The 17036-nt window shown below is 58.9% G+C and carries 7 protein-coding genes; 1 reads left to right on the forward strand and 6 read right to left on the reverse strand.

What is annotated here, in order from left to right:
* Positions 1-33 precede the first annotated feature (33 nt).
* The 4 genes from ACZ5AL_RS05225 to ACZ5AL_RS05240 form a co-directional block, all read right to left on the reverse strand.
* Entirely contained in the window at positions 34-6396 is a 6363-nt protein-coding gene (locus ACZ5AL_RS05225) for a T9SS type A sorting domain-containing protein (RefSeq protein ID WP_464512642.1), read from the reverse strand.
* Positions 6397-6819: 423 nt separating this feature from the next.
* Positions 6820-7023: a hypothetical protein gene (locus tag ACZ5AL_RS05230; RefSeq protein ID WP_464512643.1), complete on the reverse strand. Its 204-nt coding sequence runs from the start codon at positions 7021-7023 to the stop codon at positions 6820-6822.
* A gap of 334 nt (positions 7024-7357) precedes the next feature.
* Complete coding sequence (locus ACZ5AL_RS05235) at positions 7358-8548, reverse strand: thiolase family protein (RefSeq protein ID WP_464512645.1); 1191 nt, start codon at positions 8546-8548, stop codon at positions 7358-7360.
* 345 nt (positions 8549-8893) lie between these two features.
* Complete coding sequence (locus ACZ5AL_RS05240) at positions 8894-10126, reverse strand: bifunctional alpha/beta hydrolase/OsmC family protein (RefSeq protein ID WP_464513273.1); 1233 nt, start codon at positions 10124-10126, stop codon at positions 8894-8896.
* Between the two features lie 165 nt (positions 10127-10291).
* On the opposite strand from ACZ5AL_RS05240, the gene ACZ5AL_RS05245 reads away from it, so the two are divergent.
* Positions 10292-13237 carry an FAD-binding and (Fe-S)-binding domain-containing protein gene (locus tag ACZ5AL_RS05245; protein ID WP_464512646.1) on the forward strand — a complete coding sequence of 982 codons (2946 nt, stop codon included), beginning with the start codon at positions 10292-10294 and terminating at the stop codon, positions 13235-13237.
* A gap of 2 nt (positions 13238-13239) precedes the next feature.
* Here ACZ5AL_RS05245 and ACZ5AL_RS05250 read toward each other — a convergent pair whose 3' ends face one another.
* Both ACZ5AL_RS05250 and ACZ5AL_RS05255 read right to left on the reverse strand, forming a co-directional pair.
* The gene (locus tag ACZ5AL_RS05250; RefSeq protein ID WP_464512647.1) at positions 13240-14982 is read right to left on the reverse strand and encodes an L-lactate permease; all 1743 of its coding nucleotides are present in this window, start codon (positions 14980-14982) and stop codon (positions 13240-13242) included.
* Positions 14983-15630: 648 nt separating this feature from the next.
* Entirely contained in the window at positions 15631-17025 is a 1395-nt protein-coding gene (locus ACZ5AL_RS05255; protein ID WP_464512649.1) for a CAP domain-containing protein, read from the reverse strand.
* Positions 17026-17036 lie beyond the last annotated feature (11 nt).

Here is a 17036-nt window from a genome sequence, read left to right on the forward strand (position 1 = left end):
GGTGGGGAGTTGAATGGAACGGCGTGCGCACAGTCACCGCACAACGGTGAGACGCTGCGTCTCGGTGTGTCCATCGGTGCGCATCCGCAGGAAGTACGTGCCACTGGCCAGGCGGCTCACGTCGAGCGTGTCCTCCGTGCGCCCTTCCGCGTCGTCGTGGACGACCGTCTGCACGCGGCGGCCCAGCACATCGTACAGGTCGATGCGCACCTCCTGCCGGTCGGGCACGGCGTAGCGCACGGTCGCCTGGCCGCGCACCGGATTCGGATAGGTGGGGAGCAATTCCGCGTGGGTCACCTGCCGGGCCACCGTTACCGCCTCACTGAACGATTCAGTGCCATCGGTGTCGATCTGGCGCAGGCGATAGCTTAGGCTGTCGGCCTCGTATGGTAGCTGCGTGTCTTCGAAACGATAGGATTGCGGTTCATCGGTGGTGCCTGCGCCTTCCACGCTTGTGATGGATTCCCACGACGCACCTTCGGGAGACGACGCGTCAACATCGTGCGTGCGCTGCACCTCAAACTCGGCGTTGTTGGTTTCCGAGGCGGTTTGCCACTGCAGCACCGCCGCGTCTCCATTCAGGGTCGCCTCAAACTCGGCCAATTCCACCGGCAGCGCGGTCTCATTCGGCGCTATCTGCACCAAAAACCGCTCGGTCTCGGGATCGTCGTTGAGGCTGCTCACATCGATGGTATAGCTCATCCCCGGATCCAGCGGAACGACTTCGTTGTCGGATTCGGACGCGGTGCCCTGTGTATCGACCAGCTCGGCAGCCCAGGTGTCGGGCAGATCCCATTCGCGTACCTGCATCGTGAGTGTGCCGTCATCGGGCAAGTCATCGGATACCACCTCCACCGGCACGCTGGTAATATCGGCTGCTGGATCCGAAGGGTCTTGGGGCCACGGGCGGCTTTCAACGGCTTTGGGCACGTCGTCGCCCTCCGGACCGGTTCCGATGGCCCGCAACGAAACAAAGGGGCTGTTCAGCGGCGCCAGCTTGGAGGCGTCGTAGGGATCCCAGCCGTCGGTGGCGTGCTCATGGAAGCGCACGCCCAGCGCCTGATCTTCAACGACCGGCGTGCCATCGGCATCGGCCACAATGCCTTCGAGCCAGAGCGTGCCACGGTTCACATCAGCAGTAGGAGCAGGTCCGGTGGCCATGCTACCAATGAAGGGCGCGCTAGGCGCGGTGCGTCCGTCGGGGTCAAAGGTGACGCTGGTAGCACCGTCGCCGGTGTTCGAACGCTCAATGAAGAAGCCCTGCCAGGCGGCCAGCGTGTCTTGTTCGGTATCGACCAGCGTCCAGCCTTCCTTTTCAGCATTGTAGATGTGCGCATCCAGGTGAAAGCCTTCGCTGGTAAGGGCATTGCCGCTGCTTTGCAATGCAGCCAATTCGTAGTCGGTGGGATGGGGATTGGCCAGCAGGTGCCAGCGGGCCGTCTCGGAAAGATCGTTGCGCGTCACCGGATCGGCCTCTTGCAACCCGCTGGTGGGGGTGCCGTCGAGCGAAACGGTCAGGCCCATATCGTCAACGGGGGCCACGTTGTCGTCTTCCAGGAAAAGCAGGAAGCCGGTCCCGCTCTCCAGTTGCGTATCGCTATCGCCGATGATGTAATCGCCGGTGGGCTCTGAACCGGGATCGTCGGGGTTGTCTGCGCCATCGTCCCAAAGCGCAAGGAGGTTGCGATTAAAGCGCGGCGTGGTGGTCCCTTCGCTGTGAGTGAAGCGCAAGTCGCCTGCTTCGGCCTGCGCGTACGGCAGCCCAACGATCCGCCAGCCGGAGTTGTCCTTGCTGGTTGCTCCATCGATGGTTCGGCTCAAGACCAGTCCAAAGCCGGGCGTTTCGTACGCCCCCATATTGACGGTGGCGTTGCCGTCCTCCGTAATATCCTGGATGCGATCATCGCCTCCCAAGTCGGTGGTGACGGTCTGAAATGCGCCGGACTCGAACGGACGGTTGTCTCCTGCATCTACGGCTGGGGAATCTTCCACAAGACGCAGGCCGTCGTCGAAGGTGCCAAACGTGTCGTCATTGCCCGAGGGATTGTCCGCATCCGCAAAAAGCGGGTCTTCGTCAAGATTGCCGTTCTCGCATGTGGTGCTGGAAAGGGATGTGCATCCGTCTTGAATCAGGCTGAATTCCACTGTGGACGTGGCACTGCTGTTAAACAGTACGGGACCGTCGTTCGCGATATCGTTCGCCCACAGAATGGTGTTGATGAGGGTTGGTGTGCTCGTCCCGCCGTTTTCGCCTCGGCTGTACACAATGCCGCCTTCTTCTTCGGTGGCTGTGTTGCTGGTAAACGTGGCGTTGGTAAGTTGCGGACTGCTTTCACCATTGTTGCCATCGTTGAACACGGCGGCTCCAAGCTCCGCTTCGTTGTCTACGAAGAGCGCATTGGCGATCTGTGGATTGCCTTCGCCATTTGAGCGTCCAGAATTGTAGATGGCCCCGCCCCAGTCGTCTGCGGTGTTTCCACTGAACGTGACATGTACAATCTTCGGGTTGCTGACCCCATCGAAGCCATCGTTGAAGAGCGCGCCCCCAAAATCAGCGGTGTTGTTCGTGAACATCGCGTGAGCGATCGTGGGACTGCTTGTCCCGTCAAAACCATCATTGAAAATCGCTCCCCCTGTATCCGCTGTGTTGTTATCAAAGGTGGCATGAGCGATTTCCGGACTGCTTTCTCCTCCGCCACCGCTGAAGTTATAGATGGCTCCTCCCCATTCGTCTGCCGTGTTATCTGTGAATGTCGAATGGGTAATTTGGGGGTTGCTTGTTCCGTTAAAGCCGCTGTTATAGATGGCGCTACCATATGTTGCTCGATTGTCGGCGAATCGAACATTCGTGATTTGTGGACTGCATTCATTGGTTGACCCGCTGCCGTCACAAAAGAGTCCGGCTCCCGAATTTTCAGGAAAACCGATCCCGCCCCCTCCTTTAGTAATGGTCACGCCATCGAGGTGCGTGTCATGGGTTATGTTGGCCGATATGTCGTTGCCAACGGTTTCGCCTGCGTTTAGGAGGACGACATGGTGGAGATTATCGTCCGACGTGTCGGGGTCGCCGATCTGGCCCGATAGCATCGTTTCGTTTGCATCGAAGTCACGGGTATCCAGCGCATTTTCGATGTCGCTGATCTCATTAAACGACTCGGTGCCGCTCCAGCCGCCGTAGATATGGAGGCCGTCTTGGTCGCCGGTCACCTCGAAGGTGGCGGTGCGTTCATTGTCCGAGTCAAGGCGGCGCGTGGGCGTGTACGTACCGCCGGCCATGACGATGGCATCGTCGGCCTCTGCGATGTCGAGTGCGGTTTGGAGGGTGCTGAAGGCGTCATCAAACGAAGAGCCATCGCCGCCCGAGGCATTGGCATCGACGTAGAAGATAGGGCCTTCGTACGGAAATGAACTACGCTCATACGGCCCCAAGCTCACGGTGCCACCTTGAATGCGATCTTCGCCCAGCAGATCGGTGTCGATGTCAGCGGGAAGCGCGTCGTTATCGCCCGCATTGACGGCTGGCGAACTTATGAGTAGACGCAGTCCATCGTCTTCAGTACCGAAGGTATCATCATCGCCAGCGGGATTGCCAAGATCCACAAACTGCGGGTCTTCGTCGAGGTTGTTGCCTTCATCCTCATTGGGCTCCCCGGCAACGCCCGGGCCATTCACGCCGCCCTCGATAAGTGTATGGCTGAGCGTTGTGGTGACATTGTCTAAGTTGACAATGGCATCTCCGTCGTTGCCGGCTGAGTTGTCCCACAGAATGCTGTTTGCCAGCTGTGAGTTGATCGTTTCATCTCCACCTCCAAAGTTAAAGATGGCCCCACCTTCTTCGGTGGCGTTGTTACCTACAAACGTCGTGTTGATAATGTCTGGCGTAAGTACGCCATCGCCGGAGCTCTGGCTACCAATGGCCCCTCCGCGTTCTGCCGTATTGTTCACAAACAACGAGCTGACAATAAGTGGATCACTTTCCCCATCTAATGCTGCGTTCAAGATCGCTCCTCCTCCAGCGTCGGTCGTATTATCAACAAAAACCGTGTTGACGATTTCGGGACTACTTTCTCCATCCGTGTCACTCCGATTAAAAATCGCTCCCCCAGCATTTTGAGCCTCGTTTCCAATAAACAGAACATCTTCTATTTTGGGACTACTCTCCCCTTCCTGGTCTGCGCGATTAAAAATGGCGCCCCCCTGATCTGCTATATTGTTCTGGAAGGTAGAGCGCAGGATGTGCGGACTGCTTTTTCCTCCGTCAAGCCCAGTATTGTAAAGTGCTGCTCCGAAGTTGAATAACACGTCGCCTATGGCACGATTACCCATCAGGGTAATGTGGGAAATTTGTGGACTACACTCATTGTCTGTGTTCTTGCCATCGCAATAGATGCCAGCACCTCTCTTATTGGCATCAAGCCCCGGATTTCCAAAAGTCTTGTCGGCATTTCCCCCGGTAATCGTGACGCCATCAAGGATCGTAGTGGTAGTGATATTGGCGGTGATATCGTCGCTTATGTCGTTTCCCCCGTTGAAAACGAAGACATTGTAGCTGTTGTCGCCGTTGATGTCGTCGGGGTGTTCGGTGACGCCGTCGGCGTTGGTGTCGTCGGTGCCTTCAAGATCGCCGGAGAGGACGGTGACGTTTTCGGTCAGGTCGCGGTCATCGAGCTGATCGAGTACGTCATCGACTTCACTGAACGATTCGGTACCGTCCCAGCCGCCGTAGATCTGGAGGCCGTCTTGATCGCCGGTCACCTCGAACGCAGCCGAGCGCGGATCGCCCGACTCAAGCTCACGCGTCGGGGTGTAGACATCGGCTGCAATAACGATCACATCATCGCCGGTGGCGCGGTCGAGGGCCTCTTCGAGATCGGGGAAGGCATCATCGAATGATGAGCCATCGCCAATGCCACTGGCCGACGCATTCACATAGAAGATCGGTCCGTTATAGAGTGGCGTTTCGTAGGGTCCAAGGCTTACGGTGCCGTCCTGGATGCGATCTTCGCCTACCAGGTCGGTATCAAGATCGGCGGGCAAGGCGTTGTTATTCCCGGCGTTAATAGCAGGAGATCCTACGCTGAGCCGCAACCCGTCGGTTTCGGTGCCAAACGTGTCGTCGTCACCCGCCGGGTTGTCCGCATCCACAAAGCGCGGATCCTCGTCGAGATTGTTATCGCCGCACGATGCCCCGGATAGGTCATCGCATCCCCCTTCAATAAGAGTATGGGTGAGGTGCGGGGTGGCCTCTCCATTGCTCATCTCATTGGTAACGGATGAGCCTTCCGCTGTATTCTCCCACAAAATGGTATTTTCGAAGGTCGGCTCACTGGTGCCATTAATTCCTATGTTTCGTAAAGCCCCGCCGATGTTATCGGCTTGGTTGCGGGTAAACGTTACGTTGGTAAATGAAGGACTGCTTGTTCCATCATTCCTTCCGGTGTTCACCATTGCGCCTCCGTTGAGATCAGCGGTGTTGTCTACAAAGACGGTGTTGATAAACTGTGGGCTGCTTTCCCCTTCAAGTTGTCCGCTGTTAAAGACGGCGCCTCCAATATTTGCTGTGTTCTTTGTAAAGACGGTGTTTGTGGTCGTTGGGTTGCTTATGCCCGCATTTGAGGGGCTTACTCTGCCGCCATCGTTGAACATCGCTCCGCCGCTTTCCATGGCCTGATTGCCGTGAAACGTGGCGTATTCAATGAGCGGACTGCTTTCGCCATCGAGTTGACCGTTGCTATAGACCGCACCTCCATTGTTGGCCGTGTTGCCTGCAAAGTGGATGTGTGCAAGGCGCGGATTGCAACTATTTCCGCTTCCGGATCCATCGCAGTAGAGTCCGCCGCCTTCGCTGTCAACTCCGAAGGAGTCATCGGCCTGTCCGGCGGTGACGGTTACCCCGTCGAGCACAGTGTCGTCGGTGAGCGGTCCGGTGTCGGTGCCGTCGAAGAAAAGCACATGATAGCTGTTATCGCCACTGATGTCGTCGGGGTGTTCGGTAACTCCATCGGCATTGGTGTCGTCGCTTCCGTCGATGTCGCCCGAGAGGACGGTAACGTGTTCGGTCAGGTCGCGGTCATCGAGTTGATCGATCACATCGTCGGCATCGCTAAACGACTCGGTGCCGTCCCAGCCGCCGTAGATCTGGAGGCCGTCTTGATCGCCGGTAATTTCGAACCGATCGTCGCGGCTGGAGCCGGGCGTGTACACCCCCTCTGCAATAACGATTACGTCGTCTCCGGTAGCCTGATCGAGGGCGTCCTGTAGATCTGTAGAGTCGTTCCAGGATGAACCGTCGTTTCCACCACTTTCAGTGACGTATATGATCTGTTGGGCCGTTGCAGTGCTTCCAAAACCCGTAACACACAGTGCAAGTACGAATACCAGCGCAAACAGAACCACACTGCGCGCATGTGCAGATCGGAATACAGTGTGGGGGGCGCATCCCGCACAGGAAACTGCTGATGGAGCCAAATCCGAACTATTGGATGGCCCTTTATGGGAAGCACGAGATGTATCCGTGGGCATGGGTAGCAATGAGCTCGTTACAAGGATGGACATTATGCTGTGGCGCTAATTATCCACAACACCACGCTGCAGTCTCCCTTCTTTTCGGATTCCTCGGTGGTTGCCGGGGAGCGCAGCATGTTCGTATGATATGATAACTTCCTGCACCAATGATTGCGTTGCGTGAGCGTCCCAATCTCTTGCGTGAGCGTGTCATATTTCCTGGGACACCGGCGTGAGGGCGCTGGGTGCGTGTATTTCAGTGGGATACGCTGCATTTATGCTGAATCAACAGGGGATAGCCTACGGAGCTTTTTCTCAGGGTGATGGCTCGTCCTGTGCTGTGTCATCCGACGAATCCGACGGATTTTCGGGACTTGGTAAGCTGTCGCGCAAGATGTCGACTTCAAGCTGGGCACGTTCGGATGCTTCTGTGGAATCTGCCTGTTTGGCATCGTCGCCTGCTTCGGAATCTGGGGAGTTCTGGGTTTCACTGGACTCCGTGTCGGGTTCATTTGTCATGTGTACACACCCCAATCTATACTACCGAAAAAGAATGCTTAGGAGCGAGGCAGAGGTGGTTTGTCAAACCGATGGTTTGCTCTGCCCTGCTACTCGATAGGATACGCACAATGACGGACGCGCGCGTTGCGTGAGCGTCCCAATCTGTTGCGTGAGCGTGTCAAATGTGTCGGATAGGGGTGGATGTGTGGAAGGTGGGATGTTTGGATGTGTGGAGGTGGGGCGTAAATGGGCTTACGATATGGAAGAGGAAATTGATAACGCAAAACGGGCCGCTCTTCATCTGAAGGGCGGCCCGTGGGCGCTGCGACGGTAAGGGAAATCGAAAGGTGTATCAGACGCGCTCCACATCCATGGCTACGCCGCCGCCGGTGCCGTGGCAGATAGCAGCCAGGCCCTGCGCTCCATCTTCCTGGATAAGCGCATGAAGCAGCGTGACGAGGATGCGCGTGCCCGACGCGCCAATGGGGTGGCCCAGCGCAATCGCGCCCCCATGCACGTTCAGTTGATCGGGCGAAACGCCAAGCATCCGCTGAAACAGCAGGTTGTTTACCGCAAACGCTTCGTTGTTCTCGAACAGATCGTAGTCGTCGATGCTTGTGCCACGCTCGTCAAGGATATTTTCAACCGCCGGTATGGGGGCTTCAGGGAAGCGCCACGATTCACCTGCCGCCCAGCTTCCTTTGCCGATACGCGCAATGGGGGTAAGCCCGTGGGCATCAACGGCATCTTTGCTGGCGAGGAGCACAGCGGCGGCCCCATCGCTGATCTGACTGCTGTTTCCGGCAGTGAGCACGCCGTCGTCGTCAAACGCCGGACGCAAACCGCTCAGGGAGTCGGAGGTGGTATCAGGGCGAACACCTTCGTCCTGATCCAGCGTTTCGGTGCCCTTGCGCGAGCGATACTCGATGGGAAGAATCTCATTGGCGAATGCGCCGCGCTCGTGGGCATCGGCGGCCCGCTGGTGCGACTGCGCAGCCACAGCGTCAAGCTCCTCGCGCGTGATTTCGTGTTCGGCGGCCAGGCGTTCGGTCTGCACGCCCATCGCATCCCCCGAAAACGGGTCGCTCAGTCCGTCGCGAAACATTAGATCGGTGACCTGCTCATGATCGCCGGGTAGGTACTTGTATCCCCACCGTGCTTTCGAGGACAAATAGAAGCCAGTGCCTGACATTGACTCGGTGCCGCCGGCCAGTACCAGATCGGCTTCGCCGGCTTTGATCATGGTGTTGCCGTTGAGCACGCTCATCATGCTGGAGGCGCAGACCATATCCACGGCATAGCCGTCAATCGTGTTGGGGATGCCGGCCTGAATCGCTGCCTGGCGGGGCACCAGCTGGCCCTGACCGCCACGCAGCACATTGCCCATGATGTAAATGTCGAGCGCATCGCCTTCCACCTGGGCCGAAGCCAGCGTGCCTTCCATGGCGTGGGCCGCCAGGTCAACGGGCGAATGCTTTTTGAGCGATCCGCCAAAGCGTCCAATGGGAGTACGGTGAGCCGCTACGATGTACACGTCACGCATAAAGGAAACGGAGGTTGGTTGATGGAGAAAAGCTACAAACAGGCGATACCATATCACTTTAGGATACTGGAAACGCTTCCATAGAGGCAAGTCCTCCATCTAAAATTACCGTAGCCCTTGGTTTGATGCGAAGCCTTCGCTCAACATGACATTAGTTGGGGGGGCGTGCCCGTGCTCACCAGCTTCTTCCCGAATGATGTCGCCTTGAGCGTAGCCGAAAGGCCTCCCCGAGGTTGGTCGTAGCTGGCGGTTTACGCGCAAGGCTTCCGGCTCTTCGGGGGAGATGTTTCGGCTGCGGCCTGCCTTGGGGGCAGTCCTTCGCTCAACATGACATTAGTTGGGGGATTATGCCCAGTCGGTTTGCACGTCGATTTCGCTGTGGAGGGTGCGGTGCACCGGGCACTTGTTCGCAATCTCCAACAGCCGCTCGCGCTGTTTGTCTGACAGGTCGCCGGTAACAGTGACCTCGCGCGTGAAGCGGTCGATCTTGCCCGATTCGGTGTCGCAGTGCGCGCAGTCCTCTGCGTGGATTTTGCTGTGGCGCACCTCCACCTGTGCCTCGTCGAGGGGCCACCCTTTGCGGCGGGCGTACATCTGCAACGTCATCGTAGTGCACGCTGCCAACCCGGCACTCAAGAACTCGTACGGTGTGGGACCGGTGTCTTCGCCGCCTACCGAAGCAGGTTCATCGCCCACCAGCGCATGGTGACGGGCCTGTATGGGCGTGCGGTAGCCTTCAGGACCGGTGACGGCCTGCACCACATCTTCAGGAGCGTCGGCGGAGGCGTCGGGCTCGGGGCGAGACGGAACGGTCTTGTCCGCATCCAAATAGCGGACCGCCCACGCAGCCAGCACATGCGCTACGTACGTGGCATCCGCCGGGTCGGTGAGGAGGTGGTCCGCCTGGTCGAGCGAGACATAGCTCTTGGGATGCTTCGCCGCTTCGTAGATGCGAGCAGCGTTCTCTACCCCCACGGTCTGGTCGATGGGACTGTGGAAGATCAGCAGGGCCCGCGCCAGCGTGCTGATTTTTTGCTTCATGGATTGTGCCTGTAAGTCATCCAGAAACTGCTTCTTGATCGTGAACGGGCGTCCGGCCAGCGTAACAGAGGCTTTGCCCGTGCGCTTGATCGTGTCGATGTCTTCGCTAATCAAATGCGTGACGTGCTCGGGATCGGCCGGCGCGCCGATGGTGGCCACAGCCCGCACCGACGGAATATCGTGTGCCGCTTGCAGTACCGCTGCGCCCCCCAGTGAATGCCCCACCAGCACCGTTGGCGCGCTGTAGGTCTCCTCCATAAACTCAGCGGCTGCGACCAAGTCGTGGGTGTTAGACGAGAAGTTGGTATCTGCAAAGTCGCCCTCACTCTCCCCCAGCCCCGTAAAGTCAAACCGCATTACGGCAAACCCGCGCTCACACAGCGCAGCGCTAATGGTACGGGCTGCACGCAGATCTTTGGAACAGGTAAAGCAGTGGGCAAACAGTACATACGCCCGAGGCGGCCCCGCAGGCGTTTCAAGGCGAGCTGCTAAATCGGTACCCTCTGCATTCGGAAATGTGATTCGCTTCGTGGCCATGATGGCAAGCATTTGGTTCAAAAGGAACAACGCGGTGTGCTCTACGCGCACTTCGGTACAGAGATGCACTTGCTCGTTACACGCCTCAACGGCGCGGCGCGAATCCATACCGGTGCGTTTTCGTCCAACTACATGCATCCACCCTCTGTACTGTCTTTACGCTGTATGCCCCGCTCTTCTACTACTTCTACAGCCCCCCAACGCCTTCCCGATTCGGCCCAAGACCGCCTCCGCGAAACGTTGTCTGAACGCCTTGCCCCTCGACTGCAGGGCACGCTTCGAACCGATGCCGTGTCGCGCGCGCTCTACGCAACCGATGCGAGCATGTATCAGATGGAGCCGGTGGCGGTGTGCATTCCGAAAACCGTAGCGGATGTGCAGACGGTGCTTGAAGTGACGCATGAACTCAAAGTGCCGGTCTTGCCCCGTGGAGGCGGATCGTCGCTGGCCGGACAGGGCGTAAATACAGCGGTGGTCATCGACTTTACCCGTCATCTGGATGCGATCATAGACATCAATCCGACAGCCAAGCAGGCCACCGTGCAACCGGGGTTGATTCTGGATCACTTGAACGCCGCCGCTGCAAAACACGGACTCATGGTGGGGCCCGACCCGGCCAGTAGCAGCCGCGCCACGCTGGGCGGCATGGTTGCCAACAACTCCACCGGCACGCACTCTATCCGCTATGGCAATATGGTGCATCATGTGCGCCGAGCCAAGGGCTTCCTGGCCGATGGCACCCCCATCACGTTCGAGCCGCTTAGCCACGGCGCCTGGCAGCGCAAAATGCGGCAAGATGATCAGGAGGGCACGCTCTACCGCAGCCTTGATGCCCTGCTCAGCCGCCATGCCGATACCATCCGCCGCGACACCTCCGACCACTGGCGCCGCAACAACGGGTACCGCATTGAGCATCTGCTGGATACCGACACGCGCAACGTGGCCCAGCTGCTTACGGGCAGCGAAGGCACGCTGGCGGTGCTCACCGAGCTTACGGTCGATCTGGTCGAGAAGCCGACGACCACGGCGCTGGGCATTGCCTCATACGACACGCGGCAGCAGGCCCTGGAAGCGGTCATCGCCATTCTGGAGACCGATCCCGATGCCGTAGAGCTGTTCGACGGAGTGGCTATCGAGCGGATTCGTTCTACGCCTGGTTATGCAGAACGACTCACGTTTGTAGAGGGTACCCCCGGTGGTGTGCTCATCGTAGAGTATGGCGGATCCACCAAAGACGCGCTGGCCTCGCGCCTCGATGCGCTCGACGATGTGTTGCCCACCACCAATGCACGCAGCTCCGCCACACGCATCTTAGACGACGATGCCATTGCCAATGTGTGGAGCATCCGCAAGGAGGGGCTCGGACTCGTTATGGGCGTGGAAGGTGAGTACAAGCCGTGGGCGCTCATCGAAGATGCGTCCGTGCCCGTTGAGCATCTGCCCGATTATATCGACGAGTTAAGCACGCTCATTGACGACCTGGATGTGCAAGCTGCTTATTACGCCCATGCGTCTGCTGGATGCCTGCATGTGCGCCCCTTCGTCAACACAAAAACCGAAGCCGGTCTGCAACAGCTGGATACCATTGCCCGCGGCTCGCTCGATCTGGTGAAACGCTACGGCGGTGTCACCTCCTCGGAGCACGGCGATGGAATTGTGCGCGGCGCCCTCAACCGCGAGATGCTGGGCGACGACCTGTACGCAGTCAACCAGGAAATCAAAGCGCTCTTCGACCCCGAAGGATTGCTGAATCCGGGCAAGGTGGTCGATACCCCCGAGCTTACTGACCACCTGCGCCACGGCCCGGATTATTCCACACACGAGTTCGACACGACGCTTAGCTTTGAGCGAGAGGGCGGTTTTGCGCATCTGCTGGAAAAATGCAATGGCAACGGCGCGTGCCGCAAACGCGATACCGGCACCATGTGCCCGAGCTTCATGGCCACGCGCGAGGAAGAGGACTCCACCCGAGGGCGCGCCAATGCGCTGCGCTCGGCGCTGGCCGGCGACCTGCCCGACGATGCGCTGACCAGCGATCGGATGTACGAGGTGATGGATCTGTGTATCCAGTGCAAGGCGTGCAAAACCGAGTGCCCCTCGAACGTGGATATGGCGAAGATCAAAACCGAGTGGCTGCAAACGTACTGGCAGCGCAACGACATGCCGTGGCGCACGCGACTGTTTGCCCATCAGCCCAGCATGGCCCGCCGAATCAGTGGCACGATGCTGGCGTCGTTCGTAAACTGGACGGCCCGGCAGACGTGGCTTCGGCAGCCCGGCGAATGGCTCATGGGCATCAGCGCTGAGCGTCCGCTGCCCTCGTTTGCACGCACCACTGCATTTCAGATGGATCTGGAGGCGACGAATCCGCCCGACGGACCGCGTGTGGTGTTCTTTGCGGACACTTTCAATGCCTATCATACGCCGGATGTGGTACAGGCGGCGGTGCGGGTGCTGCAGCATACGGGCCACCGCGTAGAGCTGGCGCCCGAGGGCCTGTGCTGTGGGCGCACACTTCTATCCAAGGGGCTTGTCACCAAAGCGCAGCAAAAGGCGCTGCATGCACTCGAAGGGCTGTATCCCTACGTGCAGCAGGGCCTTCCCATTGTGGGCTTAGAGCCTAGTTGCCTGCTCACCCTCAGCGATGAGTTTCTGGATCTGCTTCCGGGCGAGATTCGTGCTGAGAAGCTGGGCGAACAGGTCCATCTCTTCGATTCGTTTCTGGCCGACCGCCTTTCGAGCGATTCCCTCAATGGTCTCCCCGTGCCCTCAAACGGATCGCGTGAGGTGCTGCTGCATGGGCACTGCCATCAGAAAGCGCTGGTGGGCACCGAAGCCACCGAGCAGGTGCTGACTGCTGCGGGGTACGACGTTACGACGCTGGACACCAGCTGCTGTGGCATGGCCGGATCGTTTGGCTACGAAGCCGAGCATGTGTCCATATCCAAGACGATGGCCGAGCGGCGGCTGGCACCGGCTGTTCGAGACGCACCGGCAGCCACCTCGATTGCCGCTCCCGGCTTTTCGTGTCGCTCGCAGGTAAAAGACGTAACCCAGCGTACGGCAGACCATCCAGCTGTGCTGCTTGCCCAGGCGCTGGGTGCGATGTAACGTCAAAAGACATGTGGAGCCACCACATAGGCCGCAAGCGTTACCACCAGTCCTCCAACCAGCAAGTAATACGCAAGTGGAAGCAGGTTGAGGCGAATCACACGTCCGGCTGCTCCCACGAGCCCAACGGTAGCCAGGGCGGCAATCACGTTGTGGATAGCCACGACATTGCCGATGGCTGCGCCCATTGCCTGCGCGGCTACGATAATCTGTGTGGGCAGGCCAAGGGTCTGCGCAACCTCGAACTGGAATCCCACAAATGTGATGTTGCTTACGGTGATCGAGCCGGCAATAAAGGAGCCGAGCGCGCCCACTGCTGGGGCAACCAGCGTGTAGGCCGGCCCGATGGTAGTAGCGGTCACTTCAGCCAGCACAACGATCATACTGCCGCGCGGCGCGCCGGGGTGGGTGCCGGTTTCGAGCATAATATCCACCATCGCGATCACGAAGACGAGCGCCACGGCGGGGGACACGATCGTTTCTGCGGCCTCGCTCCATGCGCTACCGATCTGTTCGCGCGTCATGCCAAAGATGGGAATCGCGAGCAGTGCGCTGATGACCAGCCAGGTGCCCGGCACGTAGGCCCACTCTACAGATCCAGCCAGCGTCGTGTCGAAGATGCCCTCCCAGAGCAGAGTGAGTCCGGGTGTGGTGCGAAGCCACGTTCCCAGCGGTTCGATGACACGCGTTCCCACAAGCAACGCCACCAGAATCAGGTACGGCGCCCAGGCTCGTACAAGCGACATAGAGGGAACGGTGGAGGGCGATTCGGAATCATCGCCCCCCGGCTCGATCGTGCCGACCCAGTACGACGGCCAGTCCTCGCGGGGTGGAAAGGTCCACGTATCCGACGGCACAAGGTAGCCTGCACGCAGCGTGCCCACGACAACGGCTCCGCCCACCATCGCACCGATGAGCGAAGGCAGTTCGGGTCCGATAAACCATGCGGCAGCGACGTACGGGACGACGAAGGCGATCCCGGCAAAGAGACAGAGCGGTGCCACGCCCCACAGGGCATCTATAGGCGACTGTTCGTCTGTGCTGAAGAAGTAGACGATTACGCTTACGGCGATGAGCGGCATGAACACTCCCACAATGCCGTTGAGCAGCGCCGCCCATCCGCCTGCGGCGGTCGCATACTCAGCAACGGTCCACCCACCGGCGGCAAGCGTCTCTTCGAATCCGCCCAGCGGCGCGTTGAATCCGACAACGACGGGCGTGCCCACCGCGCCAAAAACGGTGGCGATGGCATGACCCACCAGTGCAGCGACGACGGCAGCAAGCGCCGGAAAGCCGAGTGCGAGTAGGAGCGGCGCCACCACGGCAGCCGGCGTACCAAACCCGGCGACGCCCTCCAGAAATGTCGCCAGGAAGAAGGCCAGCACGACCACCTGCACGCGCCGATCTTCGCTAATGGCTGCAAATCCGGCGTTGATACGGTCTACCGCCCCGGATTGCATCAGTGTGTAGAGCAGCAAAAGCGCTCCGAATACGATCCAGAGAATTTCGATGGCTGTCATCACCCCGCTGATTGAGGCAGCCGCAATCCATACCGGTGGCATCTGCCACGCAAAGTACGCAACGAGGGCTGCCGCGGCCCAGGCCACCGGCATCGCCCGTCCGGCAGGCCACAGAAACCCGACAAGCAGGACGGCGATGATAAGCAGCGGCAAAGCCGCCAGCAGCGCGCTTTCAATCATGATAGGCCCGACTCGGATGAGTGAAAACAATCCACTTGCATCCATAACTGTGCAGCACGCACGGGTTTCACCAAGAGGCCGTAGTACTGTGTCACATGTCAATCTTCGGGTAACACATGTACCCTCTAACGTACCGAGAATAACCCCCAATCATGTTATTGCGAGCGGAGCGAAGCAATCTCATACTATCAAACCGGATGCAGCCGCCCAATCAACGGCATGAGATCGCACCCCAGGCGTACTCGTTCGCTACGCTCACAGCGCCGCTCGATCGTACAGCGCCTGATGAGCACCGAACAACTCTGGAGGCGTCACAGCACGCTGTGGTACGTGTTTAGTGACATACCACAGATCGCCGGGGACGCAAGCGGTCCCCGGCTATGGATTTTGCTCATACCGAGCCGCTCTGTAGCCCGGGATCAGGAGCGGAGCGGATATCCCGGGCGGCCATTCTAACACGCTAAACACGTACACGCTGTGACGTTACGAGATCTTCCACCTGAACGTACGCCTTCCTTGCGGTTACGAGACGTACCATGACAGGTTTTGGGGGAGGTAGGACGTAGAGCTTGACACGTCTCCATACCCTAACATTCAGGTGTGACACAGCAGTAGCCATCATCACAATCCGGGAAGAACCACCTGGCCACGGTCCGGCACGCGCTTCTGCCTTCAGCCGTCCCCTACAGACCATTAGTCCGCGGGCTGCATCGCCTGGTAGAGGTTAAACAGCGTTGAGAAGCCGGAATAAACGGTATCCCCAATCACCAAGATAGGCAGGCCGGGCGCTCCACGTACCGTCTGACTTGCCTGACGCCGAGCCGCGCGCTTTTTGTCAAAGTTGGGCCCTTCCCATCCCTCGTAAAAGGCCGCTTCGTGGTCAATACCAAATGCTGTAAGCTCTCGGTGCATACGCTGTGTTAAACTGCAGGTGGGGCGTCCGTATAGTTCGATAGACTGTCCGCTGAAGAACGCAGTGAACTCATCCTGCATGGTTTGCGGGGTGCCGCGGCCTTTCATCAGCGTCCAGTACACATCAGCACCTGCCTTGGGCTCTCCCGTTTGAGGGTCACTTTGCACCGAAGCGCTAACGGCAGTGTGCGTGTTGTATGCATTGAAAATAAACCGACATTTGGCCGGGTCGGATAACCACTTCTGAAGGGCTTCCTCAAAATTAGCAGGTCCCTGCTCCATGATCATACGGCCCCAGTCGAAAGCGCCGTCCTGCGAATCCACACGAACGGGCCGGAACTGTCGATCCGCATTGAGTTGATCTTGCTCCGCAGCGCGACTGGAATTGTTCATCGCCCAGCGTTCCAACTCGTCGTGCCATGCGAGCACATGAAATGCCGTTTGGGGACGTCCCTCTGCGGTGCAGCTGTACCCCCCCTGACGAAGTTCGGTGAGGCGGTTCAGGATGGCATCGTGATCCAGTGCAATCTGCTTTGCCTCGTATGCTGGTCTGGCTGCTCGGTCGGCGGGTATTGCATTGGGCTCCCCCGGCTGGATACGTTCTGCTTGATCGGCTTCACGCGCCAGCTTTAACGTCCAATATGGCATCTCCCAGCTATTGCCATTACGCTCCATCGTACCCATCGCGAGCCCCACGCCGACTTTTGTGAAGCGGTCGTTCATAATGTTGGCACAGTGGCCGGGACTGTTCATCCAGCTCTCCATGACCTGCTCGGGGCTAGATTGCCCTCGGGCGATGTTCTCCGCTACATGGTTGAATGCGCTGTTGACGCTGCGTATGCGATCTCTGGCAGACCTTCCGTCGGGATTCTCGTGACTGAAATAGTTGCGGGCCACCATGTCTTCGGAATGCCCAGTGGCTGCAGTCTCAAGGTCGCTACTCCATGCAAGCGGCGGCGCCGGGTCGTAGGTTGTGTCGCCACACTGCTGCTGGGACGACCGCGCTTCATTGATCAGGTCGAGTATATCGTCCAAGACAGGTCCTGTTGAAGCTATAGCCGTCAACGGCGTGCTTGCCAGCACTCCGATGAGTAGTAGGCTAAGGACAAATGGCCAGGGATTACGGGTGGTGTACGAGAGCGTGCATTGCTGAAGCTCAGCATTGGTCGTTGTCATTGTTCATTCCG

The sequence above is a fragment of the Natronotalea proteinilytica genome (genome assembly GCF_055379935.1).